This is a genomic window from Superficieibacter sp. (genome assembly GCF_032071645.1).
Lineage (GTDB): Bacteria > Pseudomonadota > Gammaproteobacteria > Enterobacterales > Enterobacteriaceae > Superficieibacter.
In genome coordinates this window covers 204,037-226,713 of the sequence record NZ_DAMAPU010000006.1, presented here as the reverse complement: position 1 = coordinate 226,713, position 22,677 = coordinate 204,037, and the positions used below count along the sequence as shown (strand labels likewise).

At 54.4% G+C, this 22,677-nt stretch carries 20 protein-coding genes; 11 read left to right on the top strand and 9 right to left on the bottom strand.

Going from position 1 to position 22,677, the window contains the following annotated elements:
* Window positions 1-2: 2 nt before the first annotated feature.
* The 3 genes from RT197_RS13910 to RT197_RS13900 are packed head-to-tail and all read left to right on the top strand — an operon-like array spanning window position 3 to window position 2,171.
* Window positions 3-701 (top strand): DeoR/GlpR family DNA-binding transcription regulator, encoded by a 699-nt coding sequence (locus tag RT197_RS13910; protein ID WP_312951645.1) that lies wholly within the window; start codon window positions 3-5, stop codon window positions 699-701.
* A 17-nt stretch (window positions 702-718) separates the two neighbouring features.
* The gene (locus tag RT197_RS13905) at window positions 719-1,897 is read left to right on the top strand and encodes a mannitol dehydrogenase (RefSeq protein ID WP_312951559.1); all 1,179 of its coding nucleotides are present in this window, start codon (window positions 719-721) and stop codon (window positions 1,895-1,897) included.
* Window positions 1,887-2,171: an HPr family phosphocarrier protein gene (locus tag RT197_RS13900; protein WP_312951558.1), complete on the top strand. Its 285-nt coding sequence runs from the start codon at window positions 1,887-1,889 to the stop codon at window positions 2,169-2,171. Before RT197_RS13905 ends, RT197_RS13900 begins: the two co-directional genes overlap by 11 nt.
* A gap of 64 nt (window positions 2,172-2,235) precedes the next feature.
* Here RT197_RS13900 and RT197_RS13895 read toward each other — a convergent pair whose 3' ends face one another.
* The 5 genes from RT197_RS13895 to prlC all read right to left on the bottom strand — a co-directional run bounded on the left by RT197_RS13895 (window position 2,236) and on the right by prlC (window position 7,370).
* Complete coding sequence (locus RT197_RS13895) at window positions 2,236-2,889, bottom strand: HAD-IA family hydrolase (RefSeq protein ID WP_312951556.1); 654 nt, start codon at window positions 2,887-2,889, stop codon at window positions 2,236-2,238.
* A gap of 66 nt (window positions 2,890-2,955) precedes the next feature.
* A complete protein-coding gene (gene hxlB / locus RT197_RS13890; protein WP_312951555.1) occupies window positions 2,956-3,513 on the bottom strand; it encodes a 6-phospho-3-hexuloisomerase in 558 nt (185 codons plus the stop codon).
* Complete coding sequence (locus RT197_RS13885) at window positions 3,510-4,220, bottom strand: ribulose-phosphate 3-epimerase (protein ID WP_312951554.1); 711 nt, start codon at window positions 4,218-4,220, stop codon at window positions 3,510-3,512. Before RT197_RS13885 ends, hxlB begins: the two co-directional genes overlap by 4 nt.
* A gap of 347 nt (window positions 4,221-4,567) precedes the next feature.
* Complete coding sequence (rsmJ, locus tag RT197_RS13880; protein WP_312951553.1) at window positions 4,568-5,320, bottom strand: 16S rRNA (guanine(1516)-N(2))-methyltransferase RsmJ; 753 nt, start codon at window positions 5,318-5,320, stop codon at window positions 4,568-4,570.
* Between the two features lie 7 nt (window positions 5,321-5,327).
* Window positions 5,328-7,370, bottom strand: a complete 2,043-nt coding sequence (prlC, locus tag RT197_RS13875; protein WP_312951552.1) for an oligopeptidase A — start codon at window positions 7,368-7,370, stop codon at window positions 5,328-5,330.
* Window positions 7,371-7,574: 204 nt separating this feature from the next.
* On the opposite strand from prlC, the gene RT197_RS13870 reads away from it, so the two are divergent.
* From RT197_RS13870 to RT197_RS13855, 4 genes are all read left to right on the top strand, one after another.
* The gene (locus RT197_RS13870; protein ID WP_312951551.1) at window positions 7,575-8,030 is read left to right on the top strand and encodes a hypothetical protein; all 456 of its coding nucleotides are present in this window, start codon (window positions 7,575-7,577) and stop codon (window positions 8,028-8,030) included.
* An 87-nt stretch (window positions 8,031-8,117) separates the two neighbouring features.
* On the top strand, window positions 8,118-8,960 hold the full coding sequence (locus RT197_RS13865; RefSeq protein WP_312951550.1) for a 23S rRNA (adenine(2030)-N(6))-methyltransferase RlmJ: 843 nt from the start codon (window positions 8,118-8,120) through the stop codon (window positions 8,958-8,960).
* Between the two features lie 71 nt (window positions 8,961-9,031).
* Complete coding sequence (gene gorA, locus RT197_RS13860) at window positions 9,032-10,381, top strand: glutathione-disulfide reductase (RefSeq protein ID WP_312951643.1); 1,350 nt, start codon at window positions 9,032-9,034, stop codon at window positions 10,379-10,381.
* Between the two features lie 413 nt (window positions 10,382-10,794).
* Window positions 10,795-12,453 carry an alpha,alpha-trehalase gene (locus tag RT197_RS13855; protein ID WP_312951549.1) on the top strand — a complete coding sequence of 553 codons (1,659 nt, stop codon included), beginning with the start codon at window positions 10,795-10,797 and terminating at the stop codon, window positions 12,451-12,453.
* Here RT197_RS13855 and RT197_RS13850 read toward each other — a convergent pair.
* Window positions 12,450-14,036, bottom strand: a complete 1,587-nt coding sequence (locus RT197_RS13850; protein ID WP_312951548.1) for an STY4199 family HEPN domain-containing protein — start codon at window positions 14,034-14,036, stop codon at window positions 12,450-12,452. The genes RT197_RS13855 and RT197_RS13850 overlap by 4 nt on opposite strands.
* Window positions 14,037-14,233: 197 nt before the next feature.
* On the opposite strand from RT197_RS13850, the gene RT197_RS13845 reads away from it, so the two are divergent.
* Entirely contained in the window at window positions 14,234-14,701 is a 468-nt protein-coding gene (locus tag RT197_RS13845) for a lysozyme (protein ID WP_312951547.1), read from the top strand.
* On the opposite strand, the gene RT197_RS13840 is transcribed toward RT197_RS13845, so the two are convergent.
* Window positions 14,698-15,309, bottom strand: coding sequence for a response regulator transcription factor (locus RT197_RS13840; protein WP_312951546.1), 612 nt, complete (start codon window positions 15,307-15,309; stop codon window positions 14,698-14,700). The two genes, RT197_RS13845 and RT197_RS13840, sit on opposite strands and share 4 nt — an antisense overlap.
* Window positions 15,310-15,860: 551 nt before the next feature.
* Here RT197_RS13840 and RT197_RS13835 point away from each other — a divergent pair.
* The 3 genes from RT197_RS13835 (at window position 15,861) to RT197_RS13825 (ending at window position 19,493) form a co-directional block, all read left to right on the top strand.
* Complete coding sequence (locus tag RT197_RS13835; protein ID WP_312951545.1) at window positions 15,861-16,760, top strand: LysR family transcriptional regulator; 900 nt, start codon at window positions 15,861-15,863, stop codon at window positions 16,758-16,760.
* Between the two features lie 54 nt (window positions 16,761-16,814).
* Entirely contained in the window at window positions 16,815-17,894 is a 1,080-nt protein-coding gene (gene yhjD / locus RT197_RS13830; protein WP_312951544.1) for an inner membrane protein YhjD, read from the top strand.
* 273 nt (window positions 17,895-18,167) lie between these two features.
* Window positions 18,168-19,493: an MFS transporter gene (locus RT197_RS13825; RefSeq protein WP_312951543.1), complete on the top strand. Its 1,326-nt coding sequence runs from the start codon at window positions 18,168-18,170 to the stop codon at window positions 19,491-19,493.
* 36 nt (window positions 19,494-19,529) lie between these two features.
* On the opposite strand, the gene RT197_RS13820 is transcribed toward RT197_RS13825, so the two are convergent.
* Both RT197_RS13820 and pdeH read right to left on the bottom strand, forming a co-directional pair.
* Window positions 19,530-21,590, bottom strand: a complete 2,061-nt coding sequence (locus RT197_RS13820) for an AsmA family protein (protein WP_312951542.1) — start codon at window positions 21,588-21,590, stop codon at window positions 19,530-19,532.
* Between the two features lie 102 nt (window positions 21,591-21,692).
* Entirely contained in the window at window positions 21,693-22,481 is a 789-nt protein-coding gene (pdeH, locus tag RT197_RS13815) for a cyclic-guanylate-specific phosphodiesterase (protein ID WP_312951541.1), read from the bottom strand.
* Window positions 22,482-22,677: the final 196 nt, after the last annotated feature.

Genomic DNA, 22,677 nt, shown 5'->3' with positions numbered 1-22,677 from the left:
TGATGAAGGCAGCCAGACAAGACATTATTCTTCAGATACTTGAAAAAGAAAAAAAGATTGTTGCCAGTAAATTAAGTGAGCGCCTGAAGGTTTCTGAGGATACCGTAAGGCGCGACTTAAATGAACTTGCAAATCAGGGGTTAATCCGACGTGTACACAGTGGTGCCATCCGCGTCGGCCCGGCAATCACCGAGTTTAATGTCAGACAGGATCTGAACATTAATGAAAAAGTTAAACTCGCAAAGAAAGCAGTGAGCTTAATTCAAGAGAATAGTGTTATTTTGATTGATGGAGGAACGACCAATTACGAATTAGTAAAATGCATTCCTAAGGATATAAAGTGTACAGTTATTTCCAATAATATTCCTATCCTGCATCTGTTAAGTGATTATCAGAATGTGGAAGTCGTAGGTTTAGGCGGCAGACTGTATAAAAACTCCTTAGTATTAATTGGTGCAGAAACTATCCGTGAACTCGAAGCTATTCGTCCCGATATTTATTTTATGGGTGTCGCACATGTCGATAGCGAAGTTGGCATAACTATTCCGAGTCTGGATGAGTGCTACACCAAGCAAAAAATGGCTGAAGTCTCGAATGAAGTTGCCATTCTTGTTACCGAAGAAAAACTTGAGACCAGGTCTAATTTCGTTGTGTCCTCACTCAAGGATATAAACCATATATTCACGAGCAAGGACATCTAATATCATGAGGTGTTCTAATGAAACGCGTATTAGTTGTCGGCGCTGGCCGCCTTGGCAAGGGATTTGTTGGCGAAACTTTCGATAATGCTGGCTGGAGTATTACCTTCCTCGATAAAGATCCCCGAGTCATCGACGAACTTAACAAGCACAATAAATATACCGTCCAGGTATTTCGTACCGATGACATTATCATGCATGATGTCACTAATTTTAATGCTTTTCTGACCGATGATAATTACTCCGTAATGGATGATTTTCTTGAGTCCTCTGTCATTATGTGCCCGCTGTACCCGGAAGATTTCCCGGAATCCGGCGAATATCTCGCCAGATGTTTTGAAAAGCAGTATGAAGTCAATCCTGATAAAAAAATGACCCTCATCTGCTTAACCAATAAAAACCACATTATTAAAGATATCGAAGGTTATTACCGCAACGCGATCTCAACCCCGGAAGCCCGCGCCTGGTTCGATAGCCACGTTGCGATCCGTGATTCCATTGTGCGTCGCTCCACCGATGCATCAACGCATTACGCCACCAATATTGACAGCACCGCCGTGGCTTCGCTGCTGATCCAGACCCCGCTGTATAACGACATCAGCGACGTCGAATGGCTGGAGCCGCGCGATCACCTGGAAATGCTGAAAGACATCAAGGTCTTCACCATCAACGGTCCGCACGCCACCACCGCTTATTTTGGCTTCCAGAAAGGGTATAAAACTATCCCTGACGCCTCAGCCGATCCTGAAGTCGCGGAGCTGGTTAATGCCGTTCACGCGATCACCATCAAAGCGGTAATGCTGGAGTACCCGCAAATCACGCGCGAAGCGCTGACGGATCTGGAATACCTGCCAAAAGCGAAGAACGAGCTGCCGGATTCCATTCATCGCGTGGCCTGGGACCCCATCCGTAAGCTGGCTAATCGTGACCGTCTGATGGGCGTGGCACAGCTATGCCTGAAATTCGGCCTGGATTACACTCCCATTGCTAAAGCGATTGCCTGCGGACTTGCCTATTATGCGCCGGACGACAAAGCCTCGGTGGCCGTTCAGCAATCGCTGCAAGCCCAGGGCGTTTTAGCCACCGCTGCAAATATCATTGGCCTGCCTCAGGACCATGAAATTACGCGCTGCGTTGCCCAGCAGTATGCCGACGCAGGTTTTTCCATCCAGAACTCTGTTAACTGCCATGGTCAATAATCACTGTCACGCACAATTTATTATCCGTAATGAAAATGGACTGCACGCACGTCCGGGCGCGCATTTTGTTGCAACGCTGAAGCCCTTTTCCTGTGCGGTAAAAGTGGCAAATCTGTCGCGCGACGAAAAGCGTGTTAATGCGAAAAGCCTGATGGCGCTTTTATCCCTCGGCATCAAAAAGGGCCATGAAATTCGGGTGGAGTTTGAAGGTGAAGACGCGGAAAGCGCAATGCAAAGTCTGGCATCTGAAATTGAGAAAGGTTTAGGCGAGTAATAATCCCTTCTCGCCTTTTACAGGTTTACCTGACAGTCGGTAAACCTGTTTTTTTTGCCTGTATTTAATTGTTTAAAATAAAAGGTAGCACTTCATCATGATGGTCAATAATCTGGTCGGCAAGGGTAAAGCGCGGGTCCTGGCGCTGATGTGCAGCCGGTAGCGCCAGGACCTGCATACCTGCGGCTCGGGCGGCGATCAGCCCGTTAAGCGAGTCTTCAATCACCAGGCAGGATTCAGGATCGGCGTCCATCATCTCAGCCGCCTTCAGAAATATTTCCGGGTGCGGTTTGCCATGCTTCAGCGTTTCAGCGGAAATGGCGACTGAAAAATATTCCCGGATATTCAGCGTATCCAGCACGTTATCAATCTGGCGCAGCGGAGAAGACGAGGCGACGGCCATCGGGATATTACGCTGCTTCAGGGCTGCAAGCAGATCGAATATGCCCGGCAGAGGCTCCGGGTGCTGGCGTATTTTTTCGGCGACCTGCCCGACAATAATGTCGTGAACAGACCTGAGATCCTGTGCGGGCAGGCAATGCCTTTCATGGAGTTTGCGCAGGAAAATCATCACCGGCATACCGGTAAATGCATCAAAATCGCTATCAACCAGCGTCAGGCCGTGGCGCTGCAAATAAAAGGCTTTTTCGACTTCCCGCCATACCGGTTCAGAGTCAATCAGTACACCATCCATATCAAAAATAACGGTTATCGTCATTTTCATTCCTTAATAATAAATAAGGCGCGCCACATAACAGGTTTTATAGGGCGCACAAGCTAGATATCACTCAAGATTGGCGTGGAACTGCCAGAGCGACGCCATATTAATTTGCCTTTTCTCGATCAGCAGGAGCGCAATAATATCGCCCAACAGCAGCAGCGACTGCTCAAACAGTGACGTCATCGGCTGAATGGACGGCGTCTCCGATGGCAGATTCAGTTTGGTCTTTACCGGAATACGAATAAACAGATCGCTGACCTCCCGCATACTGCTTTGCGGGTTAGCGCCGATATGCGCGACTCTGGCACGAAAAGATTTTGCTTTTCTGGCAATTCCCAACGGGAACAGGCTTTCGCCGCTCCCGGACCCGACAATCAGCAGGTCTTTTTCAGTAATCGCTGGTTCGGTGATCTGCCCGACTATGCAGGTTTGAATGCCGAGATGCGCCAGCCGCTTGGCGATGGCCTGCAATGACAGCAGCACCCGCCCGACGCCAACAAAAAATACCCGGTCGGCGGATTCGATCATCTCCAGCAGTTGCTGCACGCTTTGCTCCGGGACGTTATCGAGCGTCAAATTCAGCTCCTGGAGCACGCGGTCTTTACTGTATTGGTAGCTCATGCGCCGATCCTCTCTTCCTGCAAGCCCTGCGCAACAACGGCGTCCAGCGTGCATTTATTTTCCGCCAGCGTATGACCGGCGATAAATAGCCCGGTGCTGCCCAGCACCAGGTTAGTGGCTCCCGCAGCAATCAGCCCCGGGATGGTGGCAAACGAAACGCGGCCATCAACCTGGATGCCGGTATTCGCGCCTGCATCGGCAATTTTTGCATGAAGCTGCCGGATTTTTTCCTGCGCGTAAGGCACCTGCGCCTCGCTCTTATCACCCGCGAATCCTGGGTTAATCAGCATCAACAATACGTAATCCAGCGAAGGTAAAAGGTAGTCGAGGGTGCTTAAACTGGTCGCCGGGTTAAGCGCGATCCCCGCCTCCACATTCTCTTTTTTGATCAGGTTTACCAGCCTGTCAGGGTGCAGCGAAGTCTCATAATGAAAGGCGATCCGTTGAACGCCGACATCCAGCATCTGTTTGATAAACCATTCATTATTCATCGACATGATGTGAATATCAAAATCCAGCGAGGTCTTTTTACGTAGCTGCTTTATCGTTTCCAGCCCCAGCGGCATACTGGGACTAAACGCGCTGTCGATAATATCGATATGCAGCGCGTCCACTCCACTTTCTTCCAGCTCCCGGACGGCGTGACTTAAGTTAAGTAAGTCCGCGCACATCAGGGATGGCGATAAAATGACGGATTTTGGTGCCATTTTCTACACTCCTTAGGGTTGCCATGAATGCGTGTTTTTGCGTTTTTGTTATATTATGCGCATTTTCAGGCAGTATCTATGGAGTGGAAGGGGAAGTGTGATCGCGGTCGAAAAGCGGGAAGAGGTTGATACGAGAGCGGCATCGGGTATTCCGTACCGGATTTTCTGAAGGCTGACGGGTATAAACGGTGCAGCGTTGCGGGATGACATCGATCTTCAGCAGGCATTTGCCAGCCGCTGGAAGCCGGGAGGTGACACGATGCCCAACTGCCAGCGCTCATTGCCGCTGGCGATTGAATCTTTATCAGCAATGCATTTCAGACCTCCCGCAACCGGGTAAGCTTTACTTACTCCCCCGTCCCCGCATAAATATCAAATCGATGCCCTTTGGTCACTACCGCGTTCGGCGTGGCAACGTCCGCCAGCGGCGGGGCGTAGTCCGGGCGTTTCACCACCACCCGTTTGATGGCAAGCTGGCGAGCGGGTGCCAGCAGGCCATCGGCATCAAGATCCGGCCCCACCAGCGACTGAAATACCCGCATCTCTTTTTTTACCAGCGCGCTTTTCTGCTTATGGGGAAACATCGGGTCGAGATACACCACCTGCGGGCGCGGGGTGATTTCTGCCAGCCCGGTCAGGCTGGAAGCGTGGATCAGCTGCAAACGCAGCTGTAACCATGGACCGATTTCCGGGTCCGCGTAGCCGCGCGCCAGGCCGTCGTCCAGCAGCGCCGCCACGACCGGGTTACGCTCCAGCATCCGCACCCGGCAGCCGACGCAGGCCAGCACAAACGCATCGCGCCCTAATCCCGCCGTGGCATCGACGACATCCGGCAGATAATCGCCTTTAATGCCCACCGCTTTTGCCACCGCTTCGCCGCGACCGCCGCCGAACTTGCGTCGGTGTGCCATCGCGCCGCCGACAAAATTGACAAAAATGCCGCCAAGCTTCGGCTCGTCGCGTTTGCGCAGCTCCAGTCGCTCCGCCGTTAACACCAGCGCCATCAGGTTGTCAGGATCGTGCTCCAGCCCCCAGCGGGAAGCCAGAACGGATAAGGCACCGTTTCCGGTGCCTGTTTCGTCAAGTAAGCAGATTTTCACCCGAACGTCAGCCTTTGATGCCGTAGTGATCCAGCATGGCGTCAAGCTGCGGCTCGCGGCCACGGAAGCGTTTGAATAGCTCCATGGGCTCTTCAGAGCCGCCGCGCGTCAGGATGTTATCAAGGAACGACTGCCCGGTTTCGCGGTTGAAAATCCCCTCTTCTTCGAAGCGGGAGTAAGCATCCGCGGCCAGCACGTCGGCCCACAGATAGCTGTAATAACCTGCCGCGTAGCCCCCGGCGAAAATATGGCTGAAGGCGTGCGGGAAGCGGCCCCACGACGGTGACGGCACCACGGCAACCTGTTTCTTGATTTCAGCCAGAGTTTCAAGGATTTTCGCCCCTTGTTCCGGGCTGAACTCGGCATGTAGACGGAAATCGAACAGGCCGAACTCCAGTTGACGCAGAATGAACAGCGCCGCCTGATAGTTTTTCGCCGCCAGCATTTTATCCAGCAGTTCTTTCGGCAGCGGTTCGCCGGTTTCATAATGACCGGAGATAAACGCCAGCGCGTCCGGCTCCCAGCACCAGTTTTCCATAAACTGGCTCGGCAGTTCCACCGCATCCCACGGCACGCCGCTGATACCCGACACGCCTGCGGTTTCAACGCGGGTCAGCATGTGATGCAGCCCATGACCAAATTCATGGAACAGGGTTGTCACTTCGTCGTGGGTGAACAGCGCCGGTTTGCCGTTGACCGGGCGGTTAAAGTTACAGGTCAGATAGGCCACCGGTTTTTGCAGGGTGCCATCGGCTTTACGCATCTGCCCTACGCAGTCATCCATCCATGCGCCGCCGCGCTTGTGTTCACGCGCGTAGAGGTCGAGATAGAAGCTGCCGCGCAGTTCGTTGTTCTCATCATACAGTTCGAAGAAACGCACGTCCGGGTGCCAGACGTCGATATCTTTACGCTCTTTGGCGGTAATGCCGTAGATGCGTTTCACCACTTCAAACAGGCCGTTTACGGCTTTATCTTCCGGGAAGTACGGGCGCAGCTGTTCGTCGCTGATGCTGTACAGATGCTGTTTTTGTTTCTCGCTGTAATACGCGATGTCCCACGGCTGAAGTTCGTCCACGCCAAATTCTGCTTTGGCGAAGGCGCGAAGCTGTGCCAGCTCTTTCTCCCCCTGCGGACGGGCGCGTTTTGCCAGATCGGTTAAGAATTCCAGCACCTGCTGCGGGTTCTCGGCCATTTTGGTAGCCAGCGATTTGTCGGCATAGCTGTCAAAGCCCAGCAGTTGCGCCAGCTCGTGACGCAGCGCGAGGATCTCCGCCATAATCGGGCCGTTGTCCCATTTTCCGGCGTTCGGCCCCTGATCGGAAGCGCGGGTGCCATAGGCGCGATACATCTCTTCGCGCAGCGCCTGGTTGTCGCAGTAGGTCAGCACCGGCAGATAGCTTGGGATATCCAGAGTCAGCAAATACCCTTCCTGCTCTTTCGCTTCCGCCTGAGCTTTCGCCGCCGCCAGCGCACTTTCCGGCATACCCGCCAGTTCGGATTCGTCGGTGATCAGCTTCGTCCAGCCCATCGTCGCATCCAGCACGTTGTTGCTGTACTGATTACCCAACTCGGATTTGCGGGTCACGATCTCGCCGTAGCGCTGCTGCTTATCTTTCGGCAGCCCGATACCGGACAGCTCAAAATCACGCAGCGCGTTATCGACGGCTTTTTTCTGCGCGATATCCAGCGCAGCATAATGTTCGCCGTTACGCAGGTCGCGATAGGCGTTATACAGCCCTTCATGTTGGCCCACCCAGGTACTGTATTCAGAGAGCAGCGGCAGGGTTTGCTCATAGGCTTCGCGCAGTTCCGGGCTGTTTTTCACCGAGTTCAGGTGGCTGATGGGCGAAAAAATGCGCCCCAGTACGTCATCCACTTCCGCCAGCGGCTGGCAAAGATTTTCCCAGTTGTACGGCGCGCCCTGCGCCACCACGCGCTCGACCGACGCACGGCAGTCATCCAGCGCTTTGGTAACGGCGGGGACGACATGCTCAGGTTTAATCGCAGAGAAAGGGGGAAGATCGAAAGGCGTCAGTAAAGGATTGGTCATAAGCGCGGTCCTGTTTGAATAGGGTAAATGAAGCGCGCGTTCCGGCGCTTACCTGTTCGTTGTAGCATGGGGTTAAGTGTAGAGAATTTCAATGGCGAGCGCGCCGGGGACGTTACTATAATATTTCATTTACGTTGCCTCAGGGCCGCGATACCGTTGCTCGAAGGGGTCAAGGCAAGCCGCCTGAAAGATAAAGGGGATTCAATGAAGGTTATGCTCACGTTTTTACCGCTGCTCCTTTTGTCAGGCATCATTTTCCTGCTGATCAAAACGCTCAAACGTACCCGTCCCGCCGACACGCCCACCGCCCCTGGCGACCGGAAATTAATTTCTACCTCATCATTTATGCTGCGCACTTTTGGCAGTTCCCAGAGCTACAAAGCGGATTATTACTTCGACACTGAGAATTTCTATGAGGTGACGACGGGCGCGACGGTCAGCGTCCCGCTGACCAATATCGTTGAAGTACAGCGGGAATCGACCCAGATTAACAACCGCTCCGTGTGGTCAGTCACCTGGGACATCAACGGACAGCGCAAACAGGTTCGTTTTCTGCACAATTTCACGCTTTTTAACCGCAGCTTCGTGGCTTTCCTGACGGCGGTGAAGCAGGCCAACCCCAGCGCCCACGTACGTTCGCTGACGCTTTTCAGCCTGTAGGCGGTGTTCTCTGGCTTTATGACGGCAATTGGTGCGGTTCTGCGGTAAACTAACGATTATTTTTTCATTCCCGGAATCCTGATTTCTATGCTCAGTTATCGCCACAGCTTTCACGCTGGCAACCATGCCGACGTCCTTAAACACACCGTTCAGAGCCTGATTATTGAATCACTGAAAGAGAAAGATAAGCCGTTTCTCTATCTGGACACCCATGCGGGCGCGGGACGTTACCAGCTCAGCGGCGAACACGCCGAGCGCACCGGGGAATATCTCGAAGGGATCGCCCGCATCTGGCAGCAGGACGATTTGCCTGCCGAACTGGAGCCGTACATCAGCGTGGTAAAACACTTTAACCGCAGCGGGCAGTTGCGTTATTACCCCGGTTCGCCGCTGATCGCCCGCCAGTTACTGCGCGAGCAGGACAGCCTGCAACTGACCGAACTGCATCCGAGTGATTTCCCGCTGCTGCGCTCTGAATTCCAGAAAGACGAGCGCGCCCGCGTTGCTAAAGCCGACGGCTACCAGCAGTTAAAATCCAAACTGCCGCCGGTATCGCGTCGTGGTCTGATCCTCATCGACCCACCATATGAAATCAAAACTGATTATCAGGCGGTGGTCGCAGGCATTAACGAAGGCTACAAACGCTTTGCTACCGGTACCTACGCACTGTGGTATCCGGTCGTGCTGCGCCAGCAAATCAAGCGCATGATCCACGATCTGGAAGACACCGGCATTCGTAAAATCCTGCAAATTGAGCTGGCGGTGCGCCCGGACAGCGACCAGCGCGGCATGACCGCCTCCGGCATGATTGTCATCAACGCGCCGTGGAAACTGGAGCAGCAGATGAACAACGTGCTGCCGTGGCTGCATCGTAAGCTGGTTCCGGCGGGCATCGGCCATACTTTAGTAAACTGGATCGTGCCGGAGTAATCGCAGCCATCGGCAGAACTTTCTGCATTGCGGTATACAATCGGGGCAATCGACGATTAAGGATAGAAATGATGACTAAACATTATGATTACGTCGCTATCGGCGGCGGCAGCGGCGGTATCGCCTCCATCAACCGTGCGGCGATGTACGGACAAAAATGTGCGTTGATTGAAGCCAAAGCGCTGGGCGGCACCTGCGTGAATGTGGGTTGTGTCCCGAAAAAAGTGATGTGGCACGCGGCGCAGATCCACGAGGCCATTCAGCTTTATGGCCCGGATTACGGCTTTGATACCACCCTGAATAAATTTAACTGGGATAAGCTGATTGCCAGCCGCACCGCCTATATCGATCGCATTCATACGTCCTACGATAACGTGCTGGGAAAAAACCAGGTTGATGTGATCAAAGGCTTTGCCCGCTTTGTGGATGCCAAAACGCTGGAAGTCAACGGTGAGACAATCACCGCCGATCATATCCTGATCGCGACCGGCGGTCGGCCGATCCACCCGGACGTGCCGGGCGCGCAATACGGCATCGACTCCGACGGTTTCTTTGCGCTGCCTGCATTACCCAACCGCGTGGCGGTGGTCGGCGCGGGTTATATCGCCGTCGAACTGGCAGGCGTGATCAACGGTCTTGGCGCAGAGGCGCATCTGTTTGTGCGTAAACACGCCCCGCTGCGCAGCTTCGATTCCATGCTGGTTGAAACGCTGGTCGAGGTTATGAATAGCGAAGGCCCGACCCTGCACACCCACGCGGTGCCGAAAGCGGTCGTCAAAAACGCCGACGGCAGCCTGACGCTGGAACTGGAAGATGGCCGCTCGCAGACCGTCGATTGCCTGATTTGGGCCGTTGGCCGCGAACCGGCGACTGATAACCTCAATCTGGCGGTAACGGGCGTGAAAACCACCGAAAAAGGACATATCGCCGTCGATAAATATCAGAATACCAGCGTAGAAGGGATCTACGCGGTTGGCGATAACACTGGCGCAGTGGAACTCACCCCCGTCGCGGTTGCCGCAGGCCGTCGCCTTTCCGAGCGCCTGTTTAACAATAAGCCGGACGAGCATCTCGACTACAGCAATATCCCGACCGTGGTCTTCAGCCACCCGCCGATTGGCACCGTAGGCTTAACCGAAGAGCAGGCGCGGGAGAAACACGGCGACGCAGTGAAAGTGTATAAATCTTCATTTACCGCAATGTACACCGCCGTCACCTCGCACCGCCAGCCGTGCCGCATGAAGCTGGTCTGCGTGGGGCCGGAGGAGAAAATCGTCGGCATCCACGGCATCGGCTACGGGATGGACGAAATGCTCCAGGGCTTTGCGGTGGCGCTCAAAATGGGCGCGACGAAAAAGGATTTCGATAATACCGTCGCAATCCACCCTACCGGCGCGGAAGAATTTGTGACGATGCGCTAGCTAACAGAATCGCCCACCGGAGACGGTGGGCGATTAATCATACGTATTTGTAAGAGCAAATCTTACAACCGGACTACGCTGATCCTAATCATTTCCACCCATTAACGCCCCTTTACATACCTTCACGCAAACTGCTGTTTATTTCATCACTCGGCCCACGTTATACTGTGCTCACGCCTTTTCACTTAGCACGCAATTGCACAGTAAATACTCTGAAAGTGAAAGGGGACCGACGACCACAATTCCTGTTAGTTAACAGCGACCTGAACGTTTTTGCTCTTTATTGCTTCACAGAGAAGTGTGATCTATCGCACATTTTGCCGATCGATGATCGAGGCGAATGTCTACGCTTATAGTTAAACCGGGCAACACCCGTATGTTTAAGACGACGTAATCCGGAGGTTTGTATCATTATGCTCAACCAGAAAATGCGCAGTGTGGAGGAAGAAGAGTTGTTGATTGATAACAATCTCAACTACGAAACCGATCCATGCGAATTAAAACTGGATGATATGATCGAAGTTGAGCCGGAGCCGGAGATGATCGAGGGGCTTCCCGCCTCGGACGCGCTGACCCCTGCCGATCGCTATCTCGAACTCTTTGAGCATGTACAGTCCTCGCGAATTTTTGCCGACAGCAAAACGTTCCCGGACTGCGCACCAAAAATGGACCCTCTGGATATTCTCATCCGCTACCGTCGGGTGAAACGTAAGCCGGGCTTTGATCTGCGCGAGTTTGTCAGCGATCACTTCTGGCTGCCGGAAAATTACAGCAAAGAGTACATCTCGAATCCAGAGCACTCCCTTAAGGAGCATATCGATAATCTCTGGCCTGTTCTCACCCGCGAGCCGCAGGATCATATCCCGTGGTCGTCGCTGCTGGCGCTGCCGCAGGCGTATATCGTGCCGGGCGGACGCTTTAGTGAAACCTACTACTGGGATTCCTATTTCACCATGCTGGGGCTGGCGGAAAGCGGCCGTAACGATCTGCTGAAATGTATGGCGGATAACTTCGCGTGGATGATCGAAATCTACGGGCATATCCCGAACGGCAACCGTACTTATTATCTGAGCCGTTCCCAGCCGCCAGTGTTTGCGCTGATGGTGGAACTGTTCGAAGAAGATGGGGTGCGCGGGGCGCGGCGTTATCTCGAGCATCTGAAGATGGAATACAGCTTCTGGATGGACGGTGCGGAATCGCTGGTGCTCAACCAGGCTTATCGTCACGTGGTGAGAATGCCTAACGGCGCGTTGCTCAACCGCTACTGGGACGACCGCGACACGCCGCGCGATGAATCCTGGCTTGAGGATGTAGAGACGGCGAAGCACTCCAGCCGTCCGGCCAACGAGGTGTATCGAGATCTGCGTGCCGGTGCCGCGTCCGGCTGGGACTACTCCTCCCGCTGGCTGCGTGATACGCACCGTCTCGCCAGTATCCGTACCACCCAGTTTATTCCGATCGACCTGAACGCGTTTCTGTTCAAACTGGAGAGTACCATCGCCAATATCTCCGGGGTAAACGGCGACCGGGAAACGGAAGCCAAATTCCGCCAGAAAGCGGCGGATCGCCGGACGGCGGTCACTCACTATTTGTGGGATGACGAAAACGGCTGCTTCCGCGATTACGACTGGCGGCGCGAGCAGCAGGCGCTGTTCTCGGCGGCGAGCATCGTGCCGCTGTATACCGGCATGGCGACCCATGAACAGGCCGATCGTCTGGCCGAGGCGATTCGTTCGCGTCTGCTGACGCCCGGCGGCATCCTCGCCAGCGAATACGAAAGCGGCGAACAGTGGGATAAACCCAATGGCTGGGCACCGCTACAGTGGATGGCGGTACAGGGCTTTAAACTGTACGGCAACGACGCGCTGGGCGATGAAATTGCCCATTGCTGGCTGGCAACGGTTAACCACGTTTATGAGAAGCATCATAAGCTGGTGGAAAAATACCATATTGCCGACAGCACCCCGAGTACGGGGGGCGGCGGTGAGTATCCGCTTCAGGACGGCTTTGGCTGGACCAACGGCGTGGCGCGTCGGCTTATCGCGCTGTATGGCGAGCCGCCACGCGACTAGCGCACTTCGTCATAAATGGCTGTCTGGATCGCCAGCCATTTTTTGCTCTGCGCATCCGGCTGCGCCTGTGCCCGGCGTCTGGCCTGTTCGGTATCGTAGCGCTGCCGTTCAACAACGGGCGCGGCGGTACAAAACGTGTGCAGAAAATCCTTGTGCACAGAAGTTAACGAGCCGCCCTGTAGCATCGCGTGGCCTGTCGTGGTCATAAAGCGTCGGCAGGGGCGGCTTTCATCCATCTGCGCGCGGTAGCGCAGCAATAGCGCCAGCGTCTCGTCGTTACCGGCGGCGAACGCCGTCTCGGTCCACGATACTTTCCAGCTCATCCCACCGCGTAAAAAAAGCTGCGTCACCTGAAGATTATTGCGATCGATAGCCGAGCGCAGATTGTTCGCATCCCACGCAATTCCCATGCTGACCAGTTGTTCGCGCGGCGATGAGGGCTCGCGCTCCACGCGGCTGGTCGTCGCCACGCTTTGCGTGCTGGCCTGCGGCGCGGCGCTGGTCTGATTCATCATCCATAACCCGCCTGCGCCCATCCCCAGTACGGCAATACCGACCATCGCCCACAGCACCACTGAGATAAGCTGGTCACGTTCTTCGGCGGAGCGTTTGCGCCGGGTCTGCGGTCGCTCAATGCTGTCGCTGATATCGTCGTTGTCACCACCGCACAGACGATCTTTTTTACGGGCGCTGTCCCAGAAACTGGACAGTTCCTCCGGCGACGGCGGCATAAACGCGGCGGGGTTCACCCGCGTTTGCCCGAGGCTAAACGCCTGCTGGACCGGGCCGGTGATCTGCTGATGATAATGTTCCACCAGGCTGCGCTGCGCCAGGCTCAGCGGTTGATTGGCGATAACCACATTGCGGATCTGGCGGCAGTCGGCGAGAAAATGTTGCAGCGTGGCACGGGGTTCACTGAATAAACTGAGTGACGAAGGCGTGCTGAAGAGCGGCGCATAGTGCCGGGCAAACTCTTTTTTATCCACCAGCATCATCACCAGATCGCCGAACGGCATCCCGCTGAGCACATCGTTGCGCTCACCCAGCTTTAACCAGCGGCGCACTTTGTCGGCACCAAACTGGATTTTAAGCTGATTATTCAGCTTTACCGTATCCGGCCACGCCTGGTTGATAAGCGCTTTCAGGGTCAGCTCCAGCCCGCGTAGCTGCCCCTGCGCCTGCTGCTGGGCGCTGCTGTCCTCCCCTTCGGGCGGCGCGAACTTCAGCAACGGCTGTTTCTGGCGCAAATATTCGAGTTCAGTGACAAAGCGCAGCGCGGCAATCAGCTGGTTGTTGCTCACCTCCTGCCCGCTTTCATACTGCGGCACCCACTGCTGAAGATGGCGCAAATGCAGGGTAAAGCGGCTCATCTGCGCATCATCAAGATTAAGCCGTCGGGCGACGCTGGCCCATCCGCCGAGGCTCAGACGCGCCTGATCCAGCTGTTCCAGAAACCAGCGCGGATCTTTTCCTTCCGAAACCTTCATGTCCAGCAGCAACAAAATTTCAAGCGACGCCTGGCGAATAACCGCAAGACAGTGTTCAAACTGTTCGCGAATCTGAACCGATGTGCTGTACGTCATTAACTGTCCTGCGGCGCGTTATGGCAATGTTAAGAACATATAACAAATTCTGTTTCAATACAGTGATCTATCGCGCTGCGCCAGCTAATTTTTAGTGCTAATGCGATGGCATAGGCCAGCCCCAGGGTCATCTGGCGAATTTTGCCGCACGGTGCTTTTTCGTAGACTGCTGTGTCAGAGAGAAAGAGGAATACGTTATGTTGCAGCAACCCCTGATGATTAGCCCCACCGGTGTCGAATTGATTAAAAAATACCAGGGTCTGTCACTGGAACAGTACCAGGATGAACGCGGAATGTGGATCATTGGCTACGGTCATATGATCGCCTGCTATGAAAACTTTGCCGGGCCGCTGACGCCGGAAACGGCAGACGCGCTGCTGATGCTGGATATTCAGCGCTGCCAGTGCCTGATCCAGCAATGCCTGGAAATCAGCCTCACCCAGCCGCAATATGACGCCGTGGTCTCGCTGGCGCTCAGCTGTGGCAATGAAGCATTTTATCAGTCGCCGATCCTGAAGCATATTAATGCGGGTGATTTTGACCGTGCGCTGGCGGAATGGGAGAAAGCTATCGTGCTGAATGGCCGGAAAGTGACCAGCCTGACGCCACAACGCCAGGCCGAATGCGCATTATTTACTCAGGGATGTGAAATAACGGTGGCCTAGTGGGCGTGAGTATCGTTAAACATCATTGCCGCCTGGGTCCGGTTTTTAACGTCCAGGCGACGATAAATAGACTCAAGATGGGCTTTAACCGTCCCCGCGCTGATATTCAGCGTGCGGCTAATTTGCTTATTTGAGTCCCCGGCGGCGATCAGTTTAAGAATTTCACGCTGGCGGTTGCTCAGGTGCTGTAATTCATGACCATTCGCCTCCTGTTGCGCCGTTTCCCAGTCACCGGGCAGACATAAAAGACCCATCGCCACACTATTCAGGGCCAGCGAAAATTTATCCGGCCCGGAATCCCGTTGTACTACCGCCAGCACATTATAACGGCGCAAATCCTTAATCCATTCCATATTGCAATCGGATGCCACCAGCAGCACGCGGCACAGTGGAAAGCGTTCTGATTTCTCCTGTAACAACCACAGGCAAAAATCCCGATCCATATTGCCATCCAGCATCAGAATAGCCTCCGGCGTTTTATCCAGCCGGGTCCACAGCTCATCCGCCTGACTGACACCGTGGATATCTACTTCAGGAACTGACTGTTGCAAACTGACTTTCATTCCATGAATAAATATTGACTGCCTGTCAAACATGATTACCTGCATTACTCTTTCTCCATCGCAAACCAAACACCCACAAAAAACAAGGGGAAGGGTATTACCAGTAAAGGCAAATTGACACTTGCTGTTTAGCCTGGGGCATTCTACCGATGAGTTGAAGAATAAAAAGATAAGAATTATGAATCATTACACGCGAGTCATATATATTACAAATAGGTGATTTATATCACACCTTAATTAAGAATTTCCTGAAGCCAGCCCTGTCTTTAATATAAAATTAATTCGTCAGGCATAATATTATTTTCGCAGAAGCCAGTAAACGCCGATATTCATAAATACTGTTACTAAATACGATACCGCATTTAAAGTATCATTGAATGTTAATAGAGAAACAGCAGCACGTAAATCTCCCGCTATCACTGCATTTCTGGCACTTCAGCGCGGCGTTTTGCCCTGCCTTTTGGCGGGAAAATCGTGAAAAGAGGTCGCATTCCTCGCGCTGCTGATTGAGAAAAGCCTTATTAGCTGCTACAAAATCAATAAACATTACGGATAACGCATTACTGTTTCATTGATGACAACAATAAGGCACCCCAATGGATAAAATTCACGCAATGCGGCTTTTTGTGTGTGTTGCCGAACTGGAGAGTTTTTCCCGCGCGGCGGATTTTCTCGCCCTGCCGAAAGCCAGCGTATCCCGGCAGATTCAGGCGCTGGAAAGCCATCTGCACACCCGGCTTCTGCACCGCACTACGCGGCAGGTCCAGCTCACCCAGGAAGGCATGGTGTATTACGAGCGCGCCAAAGACCTGCTGAGCAACCTTGATGAGCTGGACGGCTTGTTCCGTCACGATCCCGCCAGCCTGAGCGGCATACTGCGCGTCGATATTCCGGTCATTCTCGCCAAAAATGTGGTTATCCCTCGCCTGCCCGCCTTCGTCCAGCAGTATCCCGGCATTGAGATTGAACTGCTCGGCAACGATCGGCAGGTCGATGTGATCCGCGAAGGATCCGACTGCGCGGTGCGGATGGGAGACTTAAATGAGTCCGGCCTGGTGGTGCGTCCATTGGGCAAAATATCATCAGTCAACTGCGCCAGCCCCGATTATCTGGCGCGTTTTGGTTACCCGGAAACGCCGGAGGATTTAGCGCATCACGCGCTGGTACATTACGCCGCCCATTCCGGCGGCCGCCCGGCGGGATTTGAGATTTACCGCGATGGCTCCCTCCAGCGGGTAAATAGCGGCGGCATTCTGACGGTCAACAGCGCGGAGGCGTATCACGCCGCCTGCATGGCCGGGCTGGGGATTATTCAGACTCCCAGAGTCGCCGTGCGCGACGCGCTGCGCAGTAAAAAGCTGCTGCCCATTCTGCCGCAGTACCGCGCCCGCTCGCTGCCGTTGTCGCTGGTCTACCCGCCACGACGTAATCTTTCGCGGCGGGTACATCTTTTTATGGAATGGCTAACCGGAGTGCTGAAAAACGCCGTTGCGTAACCGTGACTATAATTGCCATAGAGATCACGTATTCGTAAAAGGAATAGCAACTCAATGACGTCGGAAAATGATGAAAAGCGCCCGGTGCCGGAACTGGATTACCAGCCGGTAAAACAAGTTATCACCCATGAAAAACCTGCTGCCACGCCAGAAAGCGCCGGGACGACTGACGCCCACGCAGAGAAAAAAGCCCCGGAGCCGAAAGAGCATGACAGCGGCTTACTGGCAACGGTGACGGAAACGGCGGAGAAAATTCAACGCAGGCCGATGGTAGCGCATCTGCTCCGCGCTACCGAGCGGTTTAACGACCGGCTGGGCAATCAGTTTGGTGCCGCCATCACTTATTTCTCGTTTTTATCAATGATCCCGATCCTGATGGTCTGCTTTGCCGCCGCCGGGTTTGTGCTCGCCTCGCACCCCACGCTGTTGCAGGATATCTTCAACAAAATCCTCAGTAACGTGAATGACCCGTCCACGGCGTCTACCTTAAAAAGCACGATCAGCACCGCCGTGCAGCAGCGCACGACGGTCGGGATTGTCGGCCTGCTGGTGGCGCTCTATTCGGGGGTGAACTGGATGGGCAACCTGCGTGAAGCCATCCGCGCCCAGTCCCGCGATGTCTGGGAGCGTAAGACCCAGGAAGATGAGAAATTCTGGGTAAAGTACATCCGTGATTTTATCTCGCTGATTGGTCTGCTGGTGGCGCTGGTGATCACCCTGTCGATCACCTCTATCGCCGGGGCGGCGCAGGAAAAAATCATCTCCCTGCTCTACCTGAACTACATTGACTGGCTGAAACCGGTCTGGCAGTTGATTGGCCTCGCCATTTCGATTTGCGCCAACTATCTGCTGTTCTTCTGGATCTTCTGGCGTCTGCCACGCCATCGCCCGCGCCGTAAGGCGCTGATGCGCGGGACGCTGATTGCGGCGATTGGCTTTGAAGTGATTAAAATCATCATGACCTGGACGCTGCCCTCGCTGGCCACCTCCCCTTCAGGGGCGGCGTTTGGTTCGGTGCTGGGCGTGATGGCGTTCTTCTACTTCTTCGCCCGTCTGACGCTGTTCTGCGCGGCGTGGATCGCCACCGCCGAGTACAAAGACGATCCGCATATGCCGGGTAAAGGTCACCCTTAACACCTTCAGCGGGATGAATGTTAAAGCAAAATTTCATCCCGCCTGATTATTTCAGCAGATAAATCCAACCTGTAACTTTTATTTAACTCAAAACCAGTTTTAAATGCTAAGTTTGAAATTGTGTGAAGCATTTCATAGAAGAAAATTCCCGCCTGTGAACATTATCCACTTTTTGTGTGTTATTTAACCAAAAGCCAGTTCCGTTCAGGATTGAAATGTCGCTTTTGCTGTGCGTAATATGGCCGTTCGTTCGTCATAAAATAAGAAATAATTATGCAAGCAACCGCCACAACTACGCTCGATAACACCGCCGAAACCGTCCCGGTTAACTCCCGTAATAAGGTCGTCGTTGCCTCACTGATTGGCACCGCCATTGAGTTTTTCGACTTCTATATTTACGCCACCGCTGCGGTGATTGTGTTTCCCCATATCTTCTTCCCGCAGGGCGATCCGACGGCGGCGACGCTACAGTCGCTGGCGACGTTCGCCATTGCGTTTGTCGCGCGTCCAATTGGTTCGGCGCTATTCGGTCACTTTGGCGATCGCGTGGGCCGCAAGGTCACGCTGGTGGCGTCGCTGCTGACGATGGGCATTTCCACCGTCTTAATTGGTCTGCTTCCGACCTATGCCACTATCGGCATTTTTGCCCCGCTGCTGCTGGCGCTGGCTCGTTTTGGTCAGGGTCTGGGGCTGGGCGGTGAATGGGGCGGCGCGGCGCTGCTGGCAACGGAAAACGCCCCGGCGCGCAAACGTGCGCTCTATGGTTCGTTCCCGCAGCTTGGCGCACCGATTGGTTTCTTCTTCGCGAACGGGACATTCCTGCTGCTCTCATGGCTGCTCACCGACGAACAGTTTATGCAGTGGGGCTGGCGCATACCGTTTATTTTCTCCGCCGTGCTGGTGCTGATCGGCCTGTACGTGCGCGTGTCGCTGCATGAAACGCCGGTATTCGCCAAAGTCGCCGCCGCGAAAAAACAGGTGAAAATCCCGCTGGGTACGCTGCTGACAAAACACGTCCGCGTGACCGTGCTCGGCACGTTCATTATGCTGGCGACCTACACCCTGTTCTACATTATGACCGTTTACTCGATGACCTTCAGTACCACCGCCGCCCCGGTCGGCCTTGGCCTGCCGCGCAATGAAGTGCTGTGGATGCTGATGATGGCGGTGATTGGTTTTGGGGTGATGGTGCCGATTGCCGGTCTGCTGGCGGATGCCTTTGGTCGGCGGAAAAGCATGATTGTGATCACCACGCTGATTATTCTGTTCGCGCTGTTCGTGTTTCCGCCGCTGCTGGGTTCGGGAAGTCCGGCGCTGGTGATGGCGTATCTGCTGATTGGTCTGAGCCTGATGGGATTGACCTTCGGCCCGATGGGCGCGCTGCTGCCGGAGCTGTTCCCGACGGAAGTCCGCTATACCGGTGCGTCATTCTCTTATAACGTGTCGTCGATTCTGGGAGCGTCCGTTGCGCCGTACATCGCCACCTGGCTTCAGGCTAACTACGGTCTGTTCTACGTGGGGATTTATCTGGCATCAATGGCAGCCCTGACGCTGATTGCCCTGCTGCTGACGCACGAAACGCGTCACCAGTCGCTGTAATCCATGCCCGGTGCGTCGCACCGGGCATTTTTTTACTTATTTTTTCATCTGCGCCAGAATCGTCCGGCACTGATTTTCATTACCTTCTGACGGCGAGATCAGCGCCACCAGTGCGGCAGCCGGTGCCACCAGCGTTGCCAGCGCGGCGGCGACGGCACCACGCGCAATCAACGGACCGGCTTTCACCCCCGCCTGCGGATTTTTAAAGGTGCCACGCACGTACAGCGGCGAGCGCAGGGTCACGATACGAATACCCTTACTTTCCGGGTCAATCGTCAAATCAAGCTGCTCCGAGGCAAAACTGGCCGTCCCGGTCACGTTAATCAGCGCGTTCTCGGTATCGAAAGCGAAGATTTGCGGACGCGCCACGCCGTTGACGATATCCAGATTTGCCGCCGCACAGTTAACCCGCACTTCCTCATCGCCAAAGAGCTGGCCCACGATAAAGTTACCGACGTTAAGCCCGACGATTTCCATCAGGTTGCGGCTGATTAGCCCGTCATTCATCAGCAGTTTCAGATTACCGTTGCTGCTGCCAAGTAGCGCCGCCACCGAGTTACCCGTGCCACGGAATTCCGCGTCGCCGTTCATCTCACCCAGCGTTTTCTGCATCAGTTCCACATCCGGCATCAGTTGCTTGAGTTTCAGCCGCCGGGCCTGAATATCCGCCACGCCGCGCATCGGTTTTTTATCGCCTTCAAGGTGAATATTGGAGGAGATAGTGCCGCCCGCGAGGCCGAATTTCAGCGGTTGCAGACGCAAATCGGCGTTTTTCAGTGTCAGGTGAGTAGAGAGATCGCTAATCGGCAGGCTGCTGCCGTGCTCAATCCGGCGGCCTTTAAAGCGCACGTCGGCGTCCATCACGTCCCATTTATCGGTTTCAAAGCGGTCATACGGCAGCACTTTATCCGCAGGCTGGACGTTTTTCTCGCCCTTGCTCTGTTCCGCTTTTTTCGATTTCTCCGCGCCTTTACCGGAATCGACGCCAATCAGCGGCCCCAAATCCGCCAGACGCAACTGGCGGGATTCCAGATCGCCTTCCAGTTTCGGACGCGGCTTGCCGGTGGTGTAGGTCAGGGAGCCGTGAATATCGCTGTCGCCGATGCGGCCATTGAAATTGCGATAATTAAAGACGGAGGACTTTTCGGTATCGATTTTTGCCACCAGCCGACCGTCCGTTGAAAACGGCGGCGTATCCGGCAGCAGTACGCCGGTTAAATCGTACAGCTCACCGAGCGAATCGCCGGAGAATTTAAGTCGCAGGTCGACGCCGCCCATTTTCATCGGATCGTTAACCGTGCCGTCAAAAGCCACGCGCGTATTGCCGGAACGGAAATCTGCCTGCACCGGGAAAGGCGTGCCTTCACTGCGCAGGGCCAGCATCCCGCCGATTTTACCGGTTCCGGTCAGCGGCTGACCGTTGTAACGCCCTTTCGCCTTCAGACCAAAAACGTAATCGCCGACTTTCTGTTTGTCATCTTTCCCTTTACTGCCGGTCACTTCACTAAACGGGAGCGGTTTGCCTAAGGGATCGACGAGGATCTCAATGTCGGCACGGCTGACTTTATCGTCAATCGCCACGCGACCACGGTCGAAGAGAATATTATCGAGGCGGAATGACCATGCGGAAGGCTGGGCATTTTTGTCTTTGTCGTTATCGGAAGCGAGGTTAAACGTCCAGTTGTCGTTCTTCTCGGACAGGCGGATCAGCCGCGCATCCGGCTGCACAAATTTAATCCACGGCAGATAGACCGTTTTGCTCAGCAATGCCAGCGGCGCGAGAGTGGCTTCCACGCGCGGCAGATGGACCATCGTGACTTCCGGGATTTCCGGCGGGTTGCCCAGCACGATATCTTCTGCGTGAACGTGCGGCCACGGCACCCAGCTACGCCAGCCGGTTTCCTGCTTTTGCCGCTCCCACACCACACCCAGATCGCCACGAATGGCAAATTTACGATTCAGCTCCGTTGAGACTTTTTCGTTGATTGTCGGCTTCAGCCGGTTCCAGTCAAAGGTGGCGATAATGATGATTGCCACAACAATCAGCAACACCAGGGTCCCTAAGATAATGGCAAGTATTTTACTTGTTTTAGACATGCCTCACTCCGCTTTCTGATTACCTTACCTGTCCTAAAGATAGTTGAGGCTGACAGAAAAGGGAGCGGCAGTTTCCTTATTATCGCGAGCAAATACAGGCCATCAGGCAAGACATGCCGGAGAAAGCTGCATCACGACGCCGTCGAGCGTCGCCATAGGAACCGGCCGGGAAAGGAAATATCCCTGCGCGGCAAACGCCGGTGATTGCTGCACATCCTGCCATTCTTCCAGCGTCTCTACGCCTTCGACAATCACCCCCTGGCAGTAGCGGTTCATTAACTGCAATAGCAGGGTGAACAAATTGCGTCCTTCCGGCGTTTTTCGCAGCATGATAAACAGATCGCGCGCCACTTTGATGTAGTCATAACGCACTTCGCTAAGCGCCGAGAAGTTCGCCATGCCGGTGCCGAAGTCATCCAGCCATAGCGGGCCAAATTCGCAGAACGACGCGAAGGAGGAATCCACCGGCAGGCGGATATGCTCCACCAGTTCCAGCCGCAGCCAGCGCAGGCTGTCGATGGTCGCCATCAGCGCTTTGTCCTGGCGCATGGCAAGCAGCGTCGGGCCATCGACGTTAACCGAGGCCAGCACCTGATTGCGCTCGAAAAACTCGCGCTTCTGCTCCAGCGTCGCCAGTTGCTCTTTCACCACATCAATACGCTGGCGCACCGCGACTTCCGCAAAATAGCGATCCGGCGGGATCCGCTGTTCCGGCTTATCGGGATGGGTGACCACCGTCAGCAGTTCGATGGCCATCAGACGACCATCCGTCCTGTAGATCGGCTGATAGGTATATGCGAGCTGACATTGCAGCCAGTAGCGCCGCTCTTGCAGACTTTCAATCTCTGCCTCAGGAGTGTGTAGCCGCTGGATAACCTGCTTTAACTTCATCTCAGATGTCCTGTTGCAAAGGGGATGATCGGTCGGAACTCGTCACAGAGTTATCGGCGCAGGCAGTGAGAACTTTATGTTCAGCGGCAGGCAAATTACAAAACAGCGCGGCAGAATGTGTCGATAATACGCGCCAGCTCAAAAAAATTATGGAACGTTGTTTTAATATGGTTGACCGAAAAAACTCCACAGAGCA

What these genes read in the sequence shown, in the direction of transcription:
- RT197_RS13855 (WP_312951549.1), top strand. Translation starts at nt 10,795, where the DNA reads ATGCTCAACCAGAAAATGCGCAGTGTGGAGGAAGAAGAGTTGTTGATT.
- RT197_RS13900 (WP_312951558.1), top strand. Translation starts at nt 1,887, where the DNA reads ATGGTCAATAATCACTGTCACGCACAATTTATTATCCGTAATGAAAAT.
- RT197_RS13835 (WP_312951545.1), top strand. Translation starts at nt 15,861, where the DNA reads ATGGATAAAATTCACGCAATGCGGCTTTTTGTGTGTGTTGCCGAACTG.
- RT197_RS13870 (WP_312951551.1), top strand. Translation starts at nt 7,575, where the DNA reads ATGAAGGTTATGCTCACGTTTTTACCGCTGCTCCTTTTGTCAGGCATC.
- RT197_RS13885 (WP_312951554.1), bottom strand. Translation starts at nt 4,220, where the DNA reads ATGGCACCAAAATCCGTCATTTTATCGCCATCCCTGATGTGCGCGGAC.
- RT197_RS13840 (WP_312951546.1), bottom strand. Translation starts at nt 15,309, where the DNA reads ATGCAGGTAATCATGTTTGACAGGCAGTCAATATTTATTCATGGAATG.
- pdeH (WP_312951541.1), bottom strand. Translation starts at nt 22,481, where the DNA reads ATGAAGTTAAAGCAGGTTATCCAGCGGCTACACACTCCTGAGGCAGAG.
- RT197_RS13850 (WP_312951548.1), bottom strand. Translation starts at nt 14,036, where the DNA reads ATGACGTACAGCACATCGGTTCAGATTCGCGAACAGTTTGAACACTGT.
- RT197_RS13910 (WP_312951645.1), top strand. Translation starts at nt 3, where the DNA reads ATGAAGGCAGCCAGACAAGACATTATTCTTCAGATACTTGAAAAAGAA.
- yhjD (WP_312951544.1), top strand. Translation starts at nt 16,815, where the DNA reads ATGACGTCGGAAAATGATGAAAAGCGCCCGGTGCCGGAACTGGATTAC.
- gorA (WP_312951643.1), top strand. Translation starts at nt 9,032, where the DNA reads ATGACTAAACATTATGATTACGTCGCTATCGGCGGCGGCAGCGGCGGT.
- RT197_RS13845 (WP_312951547.1), top strand. Translation starts at nt 14,234, where the DNA reads ATGTTGCAGCAACCCCTGATGATTAGCCCCACCGGTGTCGAATTGATT.
- prlC (WP_312951552.1), bottom strand. Translation starts at nt 7,370, where the DNA reads ATGACCAATCCTTTACTGACGCCTTTCGATCTTCCCCCTTTCTCTGCG.
- RT197_RS13820 (WP_312951542.1), bottom strand. Translation starts at nt 21,590, where the DNA reads ATGTCTAAAACAAGTAAAATACTTGCCATTATCTTAGGGACCCTGGTG.
- hxlB (WP_312951555.1), bottom strand. Translation starts at nt 3,513, where the DNA reads ATGAGCTACCAATACAGTAAAGACCGCGTGCTCCAGGAGCTGAATTTG.
- RT197_RS13905 (WP_312951559.1), top strand. Translation starts at nt 719, where the DNA reads ATGAAACGCGTATTAGTTGTCGGCGCTGGCCGCCTTGGCAAGGGATTT.
- RT197_RS13825 (WP_312951543.1), top strand. Translation starts at nt 18,168, where the DNA reads ATGCAAGCAACCGCCACAACTACGCTCGATAACACCGCCGAAACCGTC.
- RT197_RS13865 (WP_312951550.1), top strand. Translation starts at nt 8,118, where the DNA reads ATGCTCAGTTATCGCCACAGCTTTCACGCTGGCAACCATGCCGACGTC.
- RT197_RS13895 (WP_312951556.1), bottom strand. Translation starts at nt 2,889, where the DNA reads ATGACGATAACCGTTATTTTTGATATGGATGGTGTACTGATTGACTCT.